Origin of the sequence: Vibrio sp. RC586 (assembly GCF_000176715.1) — a bacterium.
In the GTDB taxonomy this organism is placed as follows: Bacteria; Pseudomonadota; Gammaproteobacteria; order Enterobacterales; family Vibrionaceae; genus Vibrio.
This window is the reverse complement of record NZ_ADBD01000005.1, coordinates 102,765-119,870: the sequence shown is the minus strand read 5'-3', so window position 1 is coordinate 119,870 and position 17,106 is coordinate 102,765. Positions and strand designations below refer to the sequence as shown.

General features: G+C 47.8%; 15 protein-coding genes. 5 read left to right on the top strand and 10 right to left on the bottom strand.

From position 1 onward, the window contains the following. The 4 genes from VOA_RS14950 to VOA_RS14965 form a co-directional block, all read right to left on the bottom strand. Complete coding sequence (locus VOA_RS14950; protein WP_009355753.1) at nucleotides 1-1,317, bottom strand: hypothetical protein; 1,317 nt, start codon at nucleotides 1,315-1,317, stop codon at nucleotides 1-3. Then, complete coding sequence (locus VOA_RS14955) at nucleotides 1,310-2,104, bottom strand: carbohydrate-binding protein (RefSeq protein ID WP_000672049.1); 795 nt, start codon at nucleotides 2,102-2,104, stop codon at nucleotides 1,310-1,312. The genes VOA_RS14950 and VOA_RS14955 overlap by 8 nt, the downstream gene beginning before the upstream one ends. A gap of 351 nt (nucleotides 2,105-2,455) precedes the next feature. Further along, nucleotides 2,456-3,868, bottom strand: coding sequence for a 30S ribosomal protein S12 methylthiotransferase RimO (gene rimO, locus VOA_RS14960; RefSeq protein ID WP_000218152.1), 1,413 nt, complete (start codon nucleotides 3,866-3,868; stop codon nucleotides 2,456-2,458). Nucleotides 3,869-4,074: 206 nt separating this feature from the next. Next, nucleotides 4,075-5,346, bottom strand: a complete 1,272-nt coding sequence (locus VOA_RS14965) for an NAD(P)/FAD-dependent oxidoreductase (RefSeq protein ID WP_009355752.1) — start codon at nucleotides 5,344-5,346, stop codon at nucleotides 4,075-4,077. Nucleotides 5,347-5,647: 301 nt separating this feature from the next. Between VOA_RS14965 and VOA_RS14970 the strand changes: the two genes are divergently transcribed. The 5 genes from VOA_RS14970 to VOA_RS14990 all read left to right on the top strand — a co-directional run bounded on the left by VOA_RS14970 (nucleotide 5,648) and on the right by VOA_RS14990 (nucleotide 11,440). Continuing rightward, on the top strand, nucleotides 5,648-6,226 hold the full coding sequence (locus VOA_RS14970) for an aminodeoxychorismate/anthranilate synthase component II (RefSeq protein ID WP_000925693.1): 579 nt from the start codon (nucleotides 5,648-5,650) through the stop codon (nucleotides 6,224-6,226). A gap of 478 nt (nucleotides 6,227-6,704) precedes the next feature. Further along, nucleotides 6,705-7,916: an aspartate aminotransferase family protein gene (locus VOA_RS14975; RefSeq protein WP_000215485.1), complete on the top strand. Its 1,212-nt coding sequence runs from the start codon at nucleotides 6,705-6,707 to the stop codon at nucleotides 7,914-7,916. A 149-nt stretch (nucleotides 7,917-8,065) separates the two neighbouring features. Continuing rightward, nucleotides 8,066-9,085: an arginine N-succinyltransferase gene (gene astA / locus VOA_RS14980; RefSeq protein WP_000962037.1), complete on the top strand. Its 1,020-nt coding sequence runs from the start codon at nucleotides 8,066-8,068 to the stop codon at nucleotides 9,083-9,085. Between the two features lie 9 nt (nucleotides 9,086-9,094). Then, nucleotides 9,095-10,552, top strand: coding sequence for a succinylglutamate-semialdehyde dehydrogenase (gene astD, locus VOA_RS14985; RefSeq protein ID WP_000150154.1), 1,458 nt, complete (start codon nucleotides 9,095-9,097; stop codon nucleotides 10,550-10,552). A gap of 96 nt (nucleotides 10,553-10,648) precedes the next feature. Continuing rightward, nucleotides 10,649-11,440, top strand: coding sequence for a DUF1338 domain-containing protein (locus VOA_RS14990; protein ID WP_000189244.1), 792 nt, complete (start codon nucleotides 10,649-10,651; stop codon nucleotides 11,438-11,440). Between the two features lie 81 nt (nucleotides 11,441-11,521). On the opposite strand, the gene crp is transcribed toward VOA_RS14990, so the two are convergent. The 6 genes from crp to VOA_RS15020 all read right to left on the bottom strand — a co-directional run bounded on the left by crp (nucleotide 11,522) and on the right by VOA_RS15020 (nucleotide 17,068). Beyond that, nucleotides 11,522-12,154: a cAMP-activated global transcriptional regulator CRP gene (crp, locus tag VOA_RS14995; protein ID WP_000242749.1), complete on the bottom strand. Its 633-nt coding sequence runs from the start codon at nucleotides 12,152-12,154 to the stop codon at nucleotides 11,522-11,524. A gap of 242 nt (nucleotides 12,155-12,396) precedes the next feature. Next, a complete protein-coding gene (locus tag VOA_RS15000; protein WP_001274669.1) occupies nucleotides 12,397-13,266 on the bottom strand; it encodes a phosphoribulokinase in 870 nt (289 codons plus the stop codon). Nucleotides 13,267-13,360: 94 nt separating this feature from the next. After that, on the bottom strand, nucleotides 13,361-13,570 hold the full coding sequence (locus VOA_RS15005) for a YheU family protein (protein ID WP_000586575.1): 210 nt from the start codon (nucleotides 13,568-13,570) through the stop codon (nucleotides 13,361-13,363). A 109-nt stretch (nucleotides 13,571-13,679) separates the two neighbouring features. Beyond that, the gene (locus tag VOA_RS15010) at nucleotides 13,680-14,669 is read right to left on the bottom strand and encodes a hydrolase (RefSeq protein WP_000148650.1); all 990 of its coding nucleotides are present in this window, start codon (nucleotides 14,667-14,669) and stop codon (nucleotides 13,680-13,682) included. Beyond that, nucleotides 14,666-15,151: a TIGR02444 family protein gene (locus VOA_RS15015; RefSeq protein ID WP_000997329.1), complete on the bottom strand. Its 486-nt coding sequence runs from the start codon at nucleotides 15,149-15,151 to the stop codon at nucleotides 14,666-14,668. The genes VOA_RS15010 and VOA_RS15015 overlap by 4 nt, the downstream gene beginning before the upstream one ends. Further along, nucleotides 15,152-17,068 carry an ABC transporter ATP-binding protein gene (locus VOA_RS15020; RefSeq protein ID WP_000627687.1) on the bottom strand — a complete coding sequence of 639 codons (1,917 nt, stop codon included), beginning with the start codon at nucleotides 17,066-17,068 and terminating at the stop codon, nucleotides 15,152-15,154. Nucleotides 17,069-17,106: the final 38 nt, after the last annotated feature.

The window sequence follows — 17,106 nt, the reverse complement described above, 5'->3', positions numbered from 1 at the left end:
TTACTCTATATTAACGTCGTAAGCTCCCGTTGTTGCATCGTTGCTTACGTTAACCTTGAACAGAGTATGCGAAGGAGTTGAGCCTGTTGCCGAACCCAGTTGAACGGTACGAGTGCCGAGTACGCCATCTCGCCATGAGGAGAGTTGGATAGTGGCGGTACGGCCTTCAGCCCGTGAATAATTAGCGACAGAGATGGTGTAAACTCCCGTTTGCAGCTTGTTGATATCACAAGAAGCAAAATAATGTTCAGGCCCATTCGCGACCGTATTATCTACGTCTAAATAGCCCGTTGATCCTGTGAGATTTGAATAGTAAACATGTGATCCATTCGGTTCATAAGTGTGCAAATCGACATCCCCAAGGCCATCCCAAGTCAGAGTCGCAGTGAAAAATCCCGAAGAGGCTTGAGCTGGAGGGGAGACCAGAGTATCTAGTGCGTGTTGGATATGTGAATTAACACGGTTTGCAACAGAGAGCGCACCGTTAATATAAATTTCGATAAAACCATGACCTAATGGATCGCGTTTACCATTGGTACCTGCTGGGCGTAGCAAATAGCCTGGGATGCTATCGGTGTTATCGGCGACATTCCCCGTCAATCTCAGTCCGTTGATCACAAGATCGAGATCGGCGAGCGAGTGAGGGCCTGATAAACGTGGAGAAGCTGGTGCAATATGGACCACACTGATCGATTCTCCAGGTAGAAGCCTGAGCGCGTAGTCATAGGCTGGATTAACAAATAAGTTACCTTGCGAGTGAGCAACAAACAGTAGTTTTTTCCCTTCTAGTGCCCAGTTTTCAATCCGTGCTCTATGTTCTGCGTAGTTGACATTGGTAGGGGGATTTCCCCAACTGCTTGTGAGCAAAGCAATGGTTTTTGCCTTAGCCCATTCAACAAATCCCTCAAGAATACCTGCTGTACCACTGACTGTATCAATAATTTTCCGCCACCATGGGCCATCGCCTCTGATCGCCTCGAAGAAGAGTTCAAAACGTCCTTCCAACAGCGCACCATGTTCGAGCAAGCGTTGTTCAAAAGTTTCAACAAAATCTTCAAACCCAGCGGTGTAGTTATACAACAGCTCGTAACGGATGGGTTCTTCTTGTGCATTCTTTACACCATGAATACTCTTGAGTTCAAAAAGCGACATAGTGGCTTGAAGAGCTGTATTTTGCACACCATTAAAAAAACCAACGACAATGCCATTATCTTGGCAGGCAGAAGGAGGTGTTTGAGCTACAGCAGAGGTGGGAATACTGAGTATCAGCAGAAGCGCTAAGGAATGCTGCAACATAATCTGAATGAGTTTATTCACAAGTTTCTCCTTCTGGAATAGCCCAAGTCGTTCCATCAAGCGCTTTGTTAAAAGCTAAATAAGTAGTTAAGCGTAGTTTGGTATTTGATGTGATAGATTCAATTTCCTGGATAATGTTAGCTGGAGATTTTAATTGGCTTGGACTATTAAACCGATCATAAATACAACTGATGGCTCTCGTGTTATCTCTGTTGGATTTTTTAACTAAGATAATATCTGTCGTATCAACAGAAAGAGAGTTTTGCAGACTTTTCGCCAATTGTTGTACGGCTTTTTGTTGCGATAGTTCGGGATAGTGGAATTCGATAAATAGATCGATGTCATCACGAATACCATTTTGATTATCGTCAATGCCCAATAAAGATTCTTCTCTTTCTAAATTGGGAATGATTTGGTTCTGAGTTAATTCATCTATTTTATCTTGGTCAGAAACCGGCAAATTGATATTTAATTTAAGCCAGACATTATCAGAGCTAGGATTCGCTTTTTGGTTCCACCAGCGAGCCAGATAAAACTGTTGTTGGTATTTAACGATTTGTCCACCTTGATAAGCTTGTGAATTATTCCAATCGTTGACCTGTTCTATATTTAAAGTAACCCACCCATCCCAACTTTTACCATTGGGTTGAGGTTGCTTATTTATATTCCAATAAGTTGCGACATAAGTGGTATTGTTCAACTCCACAATATCACCAGCGATATAAACCGTATTCTTATCCCACGTATTCATAGCATGAGCTATGCTGCTAACGAATAAGAAAATCCATATGATGAATCTAAATTTCATAATCACTCCTTGGTAAGAAATTAGTTAAAACTAGATTAGAACAATTTATGAATTACATATGAATAAACTCTTATATATCGACCGGTACGACTTTTTCTCTGGAAGTGAAAAATAAAATGTATCAAAACTGGGATGTTACTGATGCTCTAAACAATATCTATACCCAAACGGTTTGGAGTTGCAGCTAGACGGTAAGTGGGTTTATCCCCATGAGCATGACAAGGCAGAACGAATGTAACCAATATTGCTAGTTGGAAGGGTATAGGTGTAGCGAGGGATTTGTGGAGAAGCGCGGCGTTTTCAGAGCATAAAAAATGCGGCCAGTTAGCCGCATTGAAATGTTGTAAGGTATTATTGTGCTTCGTGCAGCACGCTGCCCCATAGGTCGTATTCATCGGCGTGTTCAATCACAACGTTAACCAGCTCACCCGGTTTCAGGTTGGTTTCACCGTTGAGATAAACCAAGCCATCGATCTCCGGTGCATCGGCGTAAGTACGGCCAATCGCGCCTTCTTCATCGACTTCATCAATCAGCACTTGCATGGTGCTGCCGATGCGTTTTTGCAGTTTGGCAGCACTGATCTCTTGCTGCACTAGCATAAAGCGTTCGAAACGATCTTGTTTCACGTCTTCTGGGATTTGCTCTTCAATCTCGTTCGCTGCTGCGCCTTCAACAGGCGAGTACTTAAAGCAGCCCACGCGGTCGAGTTGTGCTTCTTTCAGCCAATCGAGCAGGATTTGGAAATCTTCTTCAGTTTCGCCCGGGAAGCCCACAATAAAGGTGGAGCGGATCACCAGTTCTGGGCAGATTTCACGCCATTTTTTGATGCGCTCTAAAGTGCGCTCCGCTTGCCCCGGACGCTTCATCATTTTCAGAACACGTGGGCTGGCGTGTTGGAATGGAATATCCAAGTAAGGCAGCACTTTTCCTTTCGCCATCAATGGGATGATTTCATCCACATGTGGGTAAGGGTAAACGTAGTGCAGACGAACCCAAATGCCCATTTTGCCAAGCTCTTCACTCAGCGCTTTGATGTTATGGCGCACCGGTGAGCCGTTGGCAAAACCTAGGCTGTGTTTGGTATCCACACCGTAAGCACTGGTGTCTTGGCTGATCACGAGCAGCTCTTTCACGCCAGCGTTTTTCAGGCGTTCTGCTTCACCAATAATTTCACCCACAGGGCGGCTGACTAAGTCACCACGCATCGATGGAATGATGCAGAAAGTACAGCGATGGTTGCAGCCTTCAGAAATTTTCAGGTAGGCGTAATGCTTTGGTGTCAGTTTTACACCGTGATCCGGCACTAGGCTGGTAAACGGGTTATGGGCTGGTTTTGGTGCGTATTGGTGTACATGCTCCAACACGTTTTGATAAGCGTGCGGACCTGTGATGCCGAGAACATTCGGGTGTACTTGGCGAATTTCATCTTCGCGTGCACCTAGGCAGCCAGTCACAATGACTTTGCCGTTCTCTTTCAACGCTTCGCCAATGGTATCCAGAGACTCTTGTACCGCACTGTCGATAAAACCACAGGTGTTGACGATCACCACATCAGAATCGTGGTAGCTGTTGACGATTTCATAACCTTCGGTGCGCAGTTGGGTCAGAATACGCTCTGAGTCCACTAAGTTTTTTGGGCAACCTAAGGAAACAAAACCAATCTTATTGCCAGTCGTTTGGCTGCCTTGGCTTTGCTCTGCGATGGTTTTTTTCGCCGTTTCCAGAGTCGTGGTTTGATTTGGCGTAAAAGTCTGAACTGTCATTGCTCTGTGTGCTACCTAATTATGTTTATTCGCCCGCCGATTCGATGTTGCAAATACAGGCAACAGAGAACGTGAGCGGGGTCTAAAAAGTCGGCGAATTATAACTGACGAGAAAAAATTGAATAGAGGCGAAGTGGAAAAATGAACAAAAAACGGACAAAAAAGGAGGCGGCGAAATGCCGCCTCAAGTTGAGGACAACTCATTGCTATTTTGTTCTATGAATTCCAACGGCTCCCATAATGTATTTTTCGTAAATCGGTTCACTGGTGCCGTGTTTGACCTTGTAAATGAAGTATTTTTCGAAGGCGATTTTCGCGATGTGTACCCATTGCCCCATCGAGGTCCAGTTGGTATTGCGTGGTGGGTTTTGTGGTAGCGCCACAAAGGCAGCCCCTTTGTCACCCATATCGGCAAGACACACCGCATTCAGGGTTGGACGAGTGGACATCGGCTCGCCTCTTTCCCGACTGAGAATGTTCTCCACAATACTGGTGGTCATGGATTCAATCATAAATCCGGTTTTGGGCGCTCCGACAGGGACAGGGGTTTCTTCTAACGGAGGAATGGCAACGCAAACCCCAGCGGCAAAAATATCGCGATAGGTCGGATTACATTGGAACTCATCAGTGAAGACAAAACCTTTTGGGTTACACAGTTTCGGCACTGCCGCAATCGCGGGAGAACCTTTAAAAGGCGGTAAGAACATTGCCATTTTGAACGGCAGATGGTGTTCAAAATCCACTTCGCCTTTGCGGTTTAGCTCCTCAAAATGCGCGGTATCGGGATCGAAGCTCGTGGCGCGAGCATTGCAGATCCACTTGATGCCACGGTCTCGGAACTCATGTTCCATCAGTGCTTTTGAGTCACCGACACCACCCAACCCCATATGGCCGACATACGGTTCGCTCGTAACAAAGGTGATCGGAACTTTGTCGCGGATTTTCAGTTTACGCAACTGGCTCTCTAAGGTCAGGATATATTCGTACGCAGGTCCAAAGCAGCTCGCACCTTGCATTGCCCCAACCAATACCGGACCGGGGTTTGCGATTAACGCTTGATAAGCTTCATGTGCTTTTACTGCGTGATCTACAGTACAAATGGATTGGGTATAACCCGTTTCTGGTCCTGCCCCTAGAACAGTTTCAAAGGCCAGTTTAGGGCCAGTGCAGATGACCAGATAATCGTAACTATAGTGGGTACCATCACCTGCGAGTAGGGTCTTTTCATCGGGCAAGATTTGCGTAACCCCTGTTGGGTTAAAAGGGATTTTGAATTTTTTAGCATAAGGGGTGAGATCCAAAACCACTTGCTCTTTGGTTCTTTCCCCCAAGGCAACCCAAGGATTGGAAGGAATAAAGTGAAATTCGTTGTGTTCATTGATCAATATGACTTCATGATCTTTTGGGAGTTTTTGTCGTAACTCGTAAACGACTGACATTCCCCCTAAGCCTGCACCGATCACTATGGTTCTTTTCATGGTTGCCCCCTAATGGATTTAAGGCTTACCTACATTAGGTGAGCCTAAAATAATGCTGGTCGATATTAGTCAGGTCGCCATAAAGAAAATGCAGATCAGTGAGTTCCGTCATTTCGACAGCATCAAGTGACTTAAAGTGTAGGTGGCTATTTTGGGTTTTATGTGTGATTGATTTCATATTTTTCTTTAGTAATCAATGAAATTTCTGCAGAGCTGTTGGGGGCGATGAGGAGGTTTCGATTGAAAGTGTGGGTGAGATTCGTAGAATGCCACTGATTTCTCGTCACCAAGAAGGATGCTTATGCTACTGATGATCGATAACTACGATTCATTCACCTACAACCTGTACCAATACTTTTGTGAGTTAGGGGCGCAGGTTAAAGTGGTGCGCAATGATGAGATCGATCTGGATGGGATCCGCGCTCTGGCTCCGACACATTTGGTGATTTCTCCGGGACCATGCACACCTAATGAAGCGGGGATCTCGCTCGCGGCGGTTGAGGCGTTTGCAGGACAACTGCCAATTTTAGGGGTTTGCTTAGGACACCAAGCTATCGCACAGGTATTTGGTGGGCAAGTGGTGCGTGCTCGGCAAGTGATGCACGGTAAAACCTCACCCATTAGCCATACGGGGCAAGGCTTATTTAGTGGATTGAATAACCCGCTAACGGTGACGCGTTACCATTCCTTGGTAGTGAAAAATGACACTCTGCCCGAGTGCTTTGAGTTGACCGCATGGACTGAGCTCAGTGATGGCCGCATTGATGAAATCATGGGCTTCCAACATAAAACCTTAGCCCTTGAGGCGGTGCAGTTTCACCCTGAGTCAATTAAGACTGAGCAAGGTCACCAATTGCTTGCTAATTTTTTACGCCGCTAAATCACTCTTTCAGCTTTAGGCACCGTCTTGCTTAAGGCGGTGAGATGTATCTTATGATCATGTCCAATCCCTGAACATTTTCATCATTTGATGCTTTCACTGTGTGTCACAACCTCTGATGGCGATCACTTTTTTTACTTTCTATCAAATATTTAAAATGACTCACTAGGACTTAGCGCTTATTCATAGTGAATTCTGCTATCTCTGCCAGTGATTGATTTACCTGACTCGGCCATTCATTTTTCTTCTCTTTATAAAAATAACTTCATAATTAATCTTTTTTGTTGCATAAATATCCACTCATGGTGAGCTATTGACAATGCTCTGTATCGGATACGGGATATTTCACCATTGAAATGGTTAAATAAATGTAAATACAATGCTGCAAATGCTTTGAGTAAATACATAATCTAACACAGAGGCATTTTGTGGAAGATTTGCTTATCTCTAGGCTTGCGGTATCAAGAGGGAATGGGGAATGACGGTGGAAATGAGTGTGAATCGGGGTTCGTTTGATGAGGTGATGGTGCCTTGTTACAACCCGATGGAGTTTATTCCGGTAAAAGGTTTTGGTTCACGGATTTGGGATCAGCAAGGTCATGAGTACATTGATTTCGCTGGTGGGATTGCGGTGAGTTGTTTGGGGCATTGCCACCCTGTGATGGTCCAAGCATTGACCACCCAAGCCAATAAACTGTGGCATTTAAGTAACGTAATGACTAACGAACCAGCCCTGCGTTTGGCAAAAAAACTCACTCAAGTGAGTTTTGCCGAAAAGGTCTTTTTTGCCAACTCAGGTGCAGAAGCGAATGAAGCGGCGCTCAAGTTAGCACGCCGTTATGCAGCTGATGTGTATGGCCCTGATAAATCTGAAATTATTGCTTTTAACCAAGGTTTCCACGGACGCACTTTCTTTACAGTCTCTGTGGGTGGCCAAGCGACTTACTCGGATGGCTTTGGTCCTAAACCGGGCGATATTGTTCACCTGCCTTATAACGATCTTGCTGCGCTGCAAGCACAGATTTCGGATCGTACCTGCGCGGTAATGATGGAACCACTGCAAGGTGAGGGTGGCATTATTTCGCCTAGTGCTGAATTTGTACAAGCCGTACGTGAGCTGTGTGACAAACACAATGCGCTACTGATTTTTGATGAAGTGCAGACGGGGAATGGCCGTACTGGTGATTTCTATGCGTACCAAGGGATTGGTGTGACGCCAGATATTCTGGCCACCGCCAAATCTCTCGGTGGTGGTTTCCCAATCGGTGCCATGCTAACTACCGCGAAAATTGCTGAGCACATGAAAGTTGGCGTACACGGTTCGACATATGGCGGTAACCCATTGGCGTGTGCTGTAGCGGAAGCGGTGGTAGATTTCGTTGCCCAACCTGAAATTCTAGCCGGAGTGAAACTGCGTGAGCAGTGGATGCGCGCTGAACTCACCAAGCTCAATGAGAAATACCATATTTTCAAAGAGATCCGTGGTAAAGGTTTGTTGCTCGGTGTAGCACTGAACGATGAGTGGCAAGGCCGTGCACGTGACATTCTGGTTGCCGCAGGCAAGCAAGGCTTGATGGTGTTGGTGGCAGGGGCGAGCGTCGTTCGTTTCACGCCATCACTAATCATCAGCCAACAAGAAATAGAAGAAGGTATGGCTCGCTTAGACAAAGCGATCGCCACACTGGTGTGATAGCGATGGGCTTGTACTGCAAGCCCTGACCGCGAACCTCGGAGGTTTGCGCTATCACTCACTGCATCAAGGATCTGGGGCGAACGGAGAGCTAAAATCGTTCGCCCTCTTTCGAAAATGCAGAGAATACGCATCGGGAGGGAGTAAAGATGTTGGTTGTTCGTCCGATTTGCCTGGCGGACTATGAGGCGCTACATACCTGCGCTGTCGAGTCCGGCCATGGCTTCACATCATTGCCAGTAGATCAAGAGCTACTGACCAATCGTATTACCCACTCAGAATACAGCTTTAGCAAACCGAACGTCACAATGCCTGGTGATGAAGGCTATTTGATGGTGGGTGTGGATACTGAAACTGGGCAAGTGGCCGGAACCACGGGTATTGAAGCCTCAATTGGTTGGGATGTGCCGTTTTATTCCTATCACATCAGCACCATAGTCCACTCGTCACCTAAATTGGGTGTCAACAATGTGGTGAAGTTGCTGACGTTTGGTAACAACTACACTGGATGCAGCGAAATCTGCACTCTGTTTTTGCGTCCGCAATTTCGCCAAGGCTTGAATGGACGTTTGATGTCTAAATGCCGTTTTTTGATGATGGCAGAACACCCACATCGCTTTTCAAAAACCATTTTTGCCGAGATGCGTGGCGTTTCGGATGCCGATGGTAACTCGCCATTCTGGAAATGGCTGCAAGAGCACTTTTTCTCAATCGATTTCACCTTGGCCGACTATCTCACAGGGATCGGTAAGAAAGGGTTTATTGCTGACTTGATGCCTAAATTGCCAATTTACGTCAACTTGCTGAGTAAAGAAGCGCAAGCCGTGATAGGGCAAGTGCATGAAAACACGCGGCCAGCCTTGGTATTGCTTGAGAAAGAAGGCTTCACCTGCCGCAATTATGTCGACATTTTTGATGCGGGCCCAACCGTGGAGTGTGAGCTGAACAATATCGAATCGGTGCGCCACTCAGTACGCGCCATTGTTGAAGTGGCAGAGCACTCCAGCTCGCAGAATTTTATTATGTGTAACACCTCGTTTGAAAACTTCCGCGCTACGGCCGCCAAAGCGGCTTACAGCCAAGAAGATAACGCGGTGATCATCTCGCCTAAAGTCGCCGCAGCATTAGAAGTGAGCACTGGGGATTATTTACGGATTTTGGCGCAGTAGGGGATTGCCATGACACATTGGATAGCCGGTAATTGGGTGACGGGAACTGGTGAAAAACTGGAATCACATACGCCTTATAGCCATGAGCTTTTATGGCAAGGCTACAGTGCCAGTGTTGAACAAGTGGAAGCCGCGGTAAACGCGGCTCGCCGAGCGTTCGTAGACTGGAAAAAATGCCCATTTGCCGAGCGTGAACAAAAGGTATTGGCCTTTGCGGAATTAGTGAAAACCAACAGTGAGCGTATTGCGCAAGTGATTGCCAAAGAAACGGGAAAACCGCTGTGGGAAACGCGCACGGAAGCGGCGTCGATCGCCGGAAAAATCGCGATTTCGATTCGTGCTTACCATGAGCGTACCGGTGAAACGGTGCGTGAATCGGCGGGTAATCAGCTGGTATTGCGCCATCGGCCGTTGGGCGTGATGGCGGTGTTTGGGCCATATAACTTCCCTGGTCATTTGCCGAACGGACACATAGTGCCTGCACTGCTGGCGGGCAATACCGTGGTGTTTAAGCCTTCCGAACAAACGCCGTGGACTGGCGAAGTCTTGATGCAGTTATGGCAACAGGCTGGCTTGCCTGCTGGGGTGATCAATCTGGTTCAAGGCTCAAAAGAGACGGGGATTGCGTTGGCACAATCACGCGGGATTGATGGTTTGCTGTTTACTGGCAGTGCCAATACTGGGCATCTGCTGCATCGCCAATTTGCCGGTCAGCCGGACAAAATGTTGGCGCTGGAAATGGGCGGCAATAACCCCATGGTGATTTCGGATCACTATGGCGATTTGGACGCGACTGTCTACACCATTATTCAATCCGCGTTTATCAGCAGTGGTCAGCGTTGCACCTGTGCGCGTCGCTTGTATGTGCCACTAGGGACGAAAGGCGATGTACTGCTCGATAAACTGGTTGCGGTAACGGCCAAGCTGCGTATTGATCAGCCCTTTGCTGAGCCAGCCCCCTTTATGGGACCGTTAGTTTCGGAAGCGGCAGCACGAGCAATTCTCAACGCGCAAGCCCACTTACAAGGGTTAGGCGGAAAAAGTCTACTTGAAGCTCACGCTTTGCATGCGGCGTTTATCACACCGGCCATCATAGATGTTACGGCGATTGAGCGCTTGCCGGATGATGAATATTTCGGACCTTTGCTACAAGTGGTGCGTTATCAGACTTTGGTGCAAGCGGTAGAACTTGCCAATGAAACCCGATTTGGCTTATCCGCTGGACTCGTCTCGACTGACGATGACGAGTGGGATTACTTTGTCGATCATATTCGTGCGGGCATCGTCAATCGTAACCGCCAATTAACCGGAGCCAGTGGTGATGCACCGTTTGGTGGCCCTGGCGCTTCAGGCAATTTACGCCCGAGTGCTTTTTATGCCGCCGATTATTGCGCTTATCCGATGGCCTCAATGGAGGGGGAGACAACATTGCTTCCTGCGACTTTGAGCCCAGGCGTTGAACTCTAATCATAATTTATTTTGTGCCTGCGCAGCCAAGTAGGCACTTTTTTCGTCACAGGTTGATATTTCTTACTCTTGCTACAGAACTAACAAGGAGGCGTTATGACGCCAACCGTTTTATTTCAATCGCTCTGGAATGATTATATTGAGCGCCTCTGCCCATCGGCAGAGAAAGTGCATCAACTCTTACAAGAAGATGAGCCGCTGATTAATGACCACATTGCGCTGCGCACATTTAATGTCGCGCCGCTAGGATTAGAAACGTTGGCGAAGCCGTTTCTGGCGCTCGGCTATCAACCGTGTGGTGAGTACGAATTCAAAAGCAAAAAGCTGGCCGCTAAGCATTTTGAACATCCTGATCCTTTGCAACCGAAAGTCTTCATCAGTGAACTGAAAGTGGAAGAGTGTTCCCCAGATCTGCAAGCGATTGTGGCGAAGTTGGTGGCTCAGGTCGATGCCGAAGCGTTATCTGGCGAGGCTTTTCTGTATGGTGGCCGTTTATGGAACTTAAGCCATGCCGACTATCTTATTTTAGCGAAAGAGAGCGAGTATGCGGCTTGGCTTGCGGCGCATGGCTATGGCGCAAACCACTTTACGGTCAGCGTGAATCAGCTCAAGGCGCTGCATGAAGTAAAACAGGTCAATGACCATCTGCGTCAACATGGATTTAGCATTAATGAATCGGGTGGGGAAGTAAAGGGCTCACCTGAAGTGTTACTGGAGCAATCTTCAACCATGGCCGATAAAGTCTTAGTGCGTTTTAACGAAAGTGCGGAGATGATCCCCGGTGGGTTTTATGAATTCGCCAAACGTTATCCAATGGCGAATGGGTTGCTCTACCCCGGATTTGTCGAAGCATCGGCGGATAAGATTTTTGAAAGCACGAACCGCTGAGGTTGCCGTGTGATACAAGCAAAAAAATAGCCACCGTTGGGTGGCTATTTTTTATAACACGATACGGGTTAATCGGAGCACTTAGCGAGTGCCGTAAACCACGATGGTTTTACCGTGGGCAGAGATCAGGTTTTGCTCTTCCAGCATCTTCAGGATGCGGCCAACGGTTTCACGAGAACAGCCAACGATTTGACCGATCTCTTGGCGAGTGATCTTGATTTGCATGCCATCTGGGTGAGTCATCGCATCTGGCTGACGCGCAAGATTCAGCAGAGTTTGTGCGATACGGCCCGTTACGTCTAGGAACGCAAGGTCGCCAACTTTCTGGCTGGTCACTTGCAGACGACGAGCCATTTGACCTGAAAGGCGCATCAAGATATCTGGGTTTACTTGGATCAATTGACGGAATTTCTTAAATGAGATCTCAGCCACTTCACAAGGTGTTTTAGCACGAACCCAAGCGGTACGCTCTTGGCCTTCTTCAAACAAGCCAAGCTCACCGATGAAATCACCTTGGTTCAGGTAAGAGAGGATCATCTCTTTACCTTCTTCATCTTTAATCAGTACCGCAACTGAACCTTTAACGATGTAGTACAGCGTTTCCGCCTTCTCACCCGCGTGGATCAATGTGCTTTTTGATGGGTACTTATGAATGTGACAATGTGAAAGAAACCACTCTAGTGTTGGATCGGTTTGAGGTTTACCTAGAACCATAATAATCTCACTTCCTCTGCAGGGTACGCTTGCCGCTATCCATATTTTAGCGAAGCCTCAATTGGGCTTACTAGAATAAGAGGTGTTACCCAAGGCTGCAAGCTATCTTATGTTTCGGTTAAGAATAGTATCCTTTTTCGAAATCGATTTCTTGATTTTAATCGTGTCACCAGTCCGATTTGCTACGCAAAATTGTGCACATGATCACGGTATGAAAAGTAAGCATTCATCACTGTTCGGATCTAGCCGATTTTTCCGGTTTCGATCAGTTGTTGCAGTAGCGGACGCACAATCAAATCCATGGCAAAACTCATTTTGCCACCAGGAACCACGATGGTGTTGTGGCGCGACATGAATGAACCATCAATCATCGCCAGCAAGTATGGGAAATCGACGTTTTTGATGCCACGAAAACGGATCACCACAAAACTCTCATCCAGTGTTGGAATGCCTTTGGCATTGAGTGGGTTAGAAGTATCGACCGTAGGAACACGCTGAAAGTTAATGTGGGTGCGTGAAAACTGTGGGGTGATGAATTTGAGGTAGTCGTCCATTGAACGGACGATGGAATCCATCACCGCTTCGCGTGAATGGCCGCGATCGCGCGTATCGCGTACGTATTTCTGAATCCACTCAAGGTTAACGATCGGCACCATGCCAATCAAAAAGTCGACGTGTTGTGCAACATTGACATCACCATCGACTACACCGCCGTGTAAGCCTTCATAAAACAGCACATCTGAGTTTTCGGGCAGTGATTGCCAAGGCGTAAACGTGCCGGGCATCTGGTTATACGGCACTGCTTCATCAAAGGTGTGCAAGTAGCGGCGCACTTGGCCGGTGCCTACTTTTCCGTATTGGCGGAAGAATTCTTCAAGGGTTGGGAAATCGTTGGCTTGGGGACCAAAGTAACTGATATGGCGACCTTGCTCGCGTGCCTTGCGGATTTCTACATCCATTTCTGGACGGGTGAAGCGATGAAAACTGTCCCCCTCAACCCAAGCAGGCTTGATGCTCATCATATTGAACATCTTGCGAAAGGCTTCAGAGGTGGTTGTGGTACCGGCGCCGGAAGAACCCGTCACCGCAATAATCGGATGTTTGGCTGACATGACAAACCTTGTCCTTAAGTCCTTGATTTTGGTGCTAACTCAGGCACCACCCGGAAATGACTATAGCACGGAAAATGAAGCCGTCACTGCTTGGCTAAAACGGATGGCATTTAATATCGAAGGTTTCATGCAATTCTGAATAGACGATCACAGCTTGCCCTGATTGTAACTGCGTGCGTACTTGAGCAATTTTTTCCTCCAGCGACACTTCTACATCACCATAATCTGTGCCTTCACGCAGTACAAATTCACGGATCAAATTGTCGAGTGTTTCCGGCGCAATTTGTTGCCATGGAATGATCATAAATACCTCTTTATTTTATGATGGATCCCAACCCGACTTGGAGCGCTTACTCCAAGTCGTTTGAGTCTTTCCCCTTACAATGATACTGCATTAAAAGAGGAGGGGCGCGTTAGGATTGATGCAGAAAGTCATCACGCAGATGTGAGTAATACTCGGGCAGGGTTTGCTCTAGCCAAAAGCGGGGCTTTAGCCATGATCCACTCAGAAAACCCACATGGCCGCCATGCTCAAACAAACGGTAATCGATGTTCGCTGGCAGTGGGAAATCTGGGATCACGGCTTCGGTCATAAACGGATCGTCTTTGGCATGAATGATCTGTGTCGGGACTCGGATCTGAGTGAGTTGCTTGAGTCCCGAGCATTGCTGATAGTAATCAGACGCATCTTGAAAACCGTGCAGTGGCGCGGTGATCACGTCATCAAACTCAGCAAGTTTAGCGATAGCGTTGATCCGCTCTGAGCTCAGTGGCAAAGCGTTTTCCAATAGTGCGTATTTAGCCATGGCATTTTTCTTCAAAGAAGAGAGCAGATACGCGCGATACACTTTAGATAAACCTTGCTCGATACGTTGTGAGCAGGCGGCTAAATCGAGTGGCGCAGAAATCAAGGTGGCGGCGCTGACGATAGGATCATCACGATACTGCGCAAGATAGTTCGCGAGCATGTTGCCGCCGAGTGAAACACCGACTGCAACGATAGGACGCCCTGGCAATTGTTTACGCAGGTATTCAAGCACAAAACGCGCATCCCCCGTTTCACCGGAATGGTAAGCGCGTGCTAAGTGGTTGGGTTTACCACTGCAACCGCGAAAATGCATCATGACTGAGAGCCAGCCTTGCCTCGCAAACGCGTGCATCAATCCGTTGGCATAGGGGCTATTAAAGCTGCCTTCTAAGCCGTGGAATAATACAAACAGTGGCTTGTGCTGTGCATGTGGCGTGCGCCAGTCTTCACTCCATGCTAAATCGAGGAAGTCACCATCTGGAGTGAATAGGGTTTGCCATTCGGCAGCAAACAGCGGCTGTTTACGCAGCAAGCGTGGCAGCAGAGTTTGTAAATGGGGGTTAGCAAGCCCCTTGGCAGCAATAAAATGAGTCATGATTTTGAATTATTGTGTTCACAGTGCGGAGCAGAAAATTGCTCGGCTAAGTATTCAGCGCCGAGCATCTTACAATATTGATGCGTGAGCGGTATAGCTTGCGCGGGATAGAGTGTTAACCGATTGAGACATTCTACCAAATCTGCTTGCTGCTGCTTTTCCAGTTGCAGCTCAAACTGCAGCGTTTCGCGATAGAGGGTGTCCGGAAGATGGGTTTTAAGCCGACGCCGCAAATCGCGAAAACTGTGCAACAGATTTTCTGAATGATTGAGACATTCGAGCACGGTTGGCCAGTCGGCTTCGGTTAACGTGAGTTGCTGTTCATCGATCCATTTGAGCAACAGCAGCAGATTGACATTGCCGTGATGGCTATTTTGCAATCGTAAGCACGCCTCTTTCACCTCGCGTACACTGTAATACTGCAAACTGAATTGCCAGAGTCTTTCCAGTGTTAATCTTGGTTTGGCGTGCTCATCATTCATTTAACCGTTGAACTCCTGTTCCATCTCTTCCAAGGTTTCCTGCTCGGCCATCCATTCTAGCTCGACTTGCTCTAGCTCGGATTTGGCGGCGGCTTGTTTTGCCAACACCTCAGTCAGTGTCGCTTTATTCTGTGCTTCGTACAGTGAGGTGTCCGACAATTGTGCTTCCATCTCACTGATGACGTGGTTCAACTTATCGAGTTTCTCTTCTAATTGTGTCAGCTTTTTGCGAATTGGCGCAGTGAGCTTACGAAAATCCGCTTCACGACGCTTTTGCTCTTTTTTCGCAGCGGCACTGTTCGCGCTATTCGCAGTATTGGTCGGTTGGGTTTCTTTACGCTCGGCTTTTTGCTGATCGGTTAGCCATTTGTAGTAGTCATTCAAGTCACCATCAAACGGGCCGACTTGGTGATCATGCACTAAATAGAGATCATCGGTGGTGGCACGCAGTAAGTAGCGATCATGGCTAACGATCACCATCGCCCCTTCATAACTTTGTAGCGCAAGGGTTAGTGCCTGACGCATATCCAAATCCAGATGGTTGGTGGGTTCATCGAGCAGCAGTAAGTTGGGCTTTTGCCACACAATCAGCGCCAGCACTAAACGGGCTTTTTCACCGCCAGAGAAAGGCGCGACTTTTTCGAGCGCTTTCTCACCATGGAAACCAAAGCTGCCTAAGTAGTTACGCAGTTCCAGCTCATTTTTGTCTGGCGCGATTTGCATCATGTGTTGCAGCGGCGTCTCTTCCGGATGCAGTGTTTCCAACTGATGCTGCGCAAAGTAACCAATTTTCACCCCTTGCGAGTAAGTGCAGTCACCCGATTGTGGTTTGAGCTCACCCGAGAGCAGCTTGATCAAGGTGGATTTACCTGCGCCGTTACGACCCAGTAGGCCGATACGACTGCCCGGCACCAGATTGAGGCGGATTTTCTCAAGGATTAAGTTATCGCCGTAGCCCGCCGCGACCTGATCCATCATCAGGATCGGGTTAGGCAGCGCGGCAGGTTCACGAAATTCAAAGCTGAATGGGTTATCAAACTGGGCGGGCAGCACTTTTTCCATCCGCTCCAGCGCTTTAATCCGGCTTTGGGCTTGGCGAGCTTTCGACGCTTTATAGCGGAAGCGATCAATATAGCTTTGCATGTGCGCCATCTGCTTTTGTTGCTTTTGGTAGATGGCTTGTTGCTGAAGCATTTTCTGTGCACGCTGAGTTTCAAACGATGAGTAGTTCCCCGTGTATTCATTCAGCGTCTGATTTTCAATATGCACAATGCGATTGACGATTGGGTCGAGGAAATCGCGGTCATGGGAAATTAGGATCAGTGTACCGGGGTAGCTTTGCAGCCAACGCTCCAGCCACATCACCGCATCCAAATCCAAGTGGTTGGTCGGTTCGTCGAGCAGCAGTAAATCTGAGCGGCAAATCAGCGCTTGCGCCAAGTTCAGACGCATCCGCCAGCCACCAGAAAATTGGGTCAGGCTCCAGCTCATCTGCTCTTGAGTAAAGCCTAAGCCGTCAAGCAACTCAGAGGCTCGGGCGCGAATGCTATAACCACCGACCATCTCGATCTTGCCATGCAATTCGGCCACTTTGGTTCCGTTGTCTGCCGCTTCAGCTTCTATCAGTTGGCGTTCTAGTTCGCGGTATTCGCGATCGCCATCGATCACGTATTCCAACGCACTGCGATCCAGCGCCGGTGTTTCCTGCGCTACCCAAGCAAGCTCCCAGTAGGCGGGTTTGCTGAAGGAGCCTGCATCAATAGTCAGTTCATCTTTCAGTAAGGCAAACAGGGTGGATTTACCACAACCGTTTTTACCCACTAAACCCACTTTGTCGCCGGGATGAATGGTTGCCGATGCTTGCTCAAGGAGTGGTTTGCCGCCGCGCAGTAGCTGAATCTCAGAGAAGGTAATCATAAAAATCGTTTTATCGCTCGTTGAATTTTCGCTCGGAA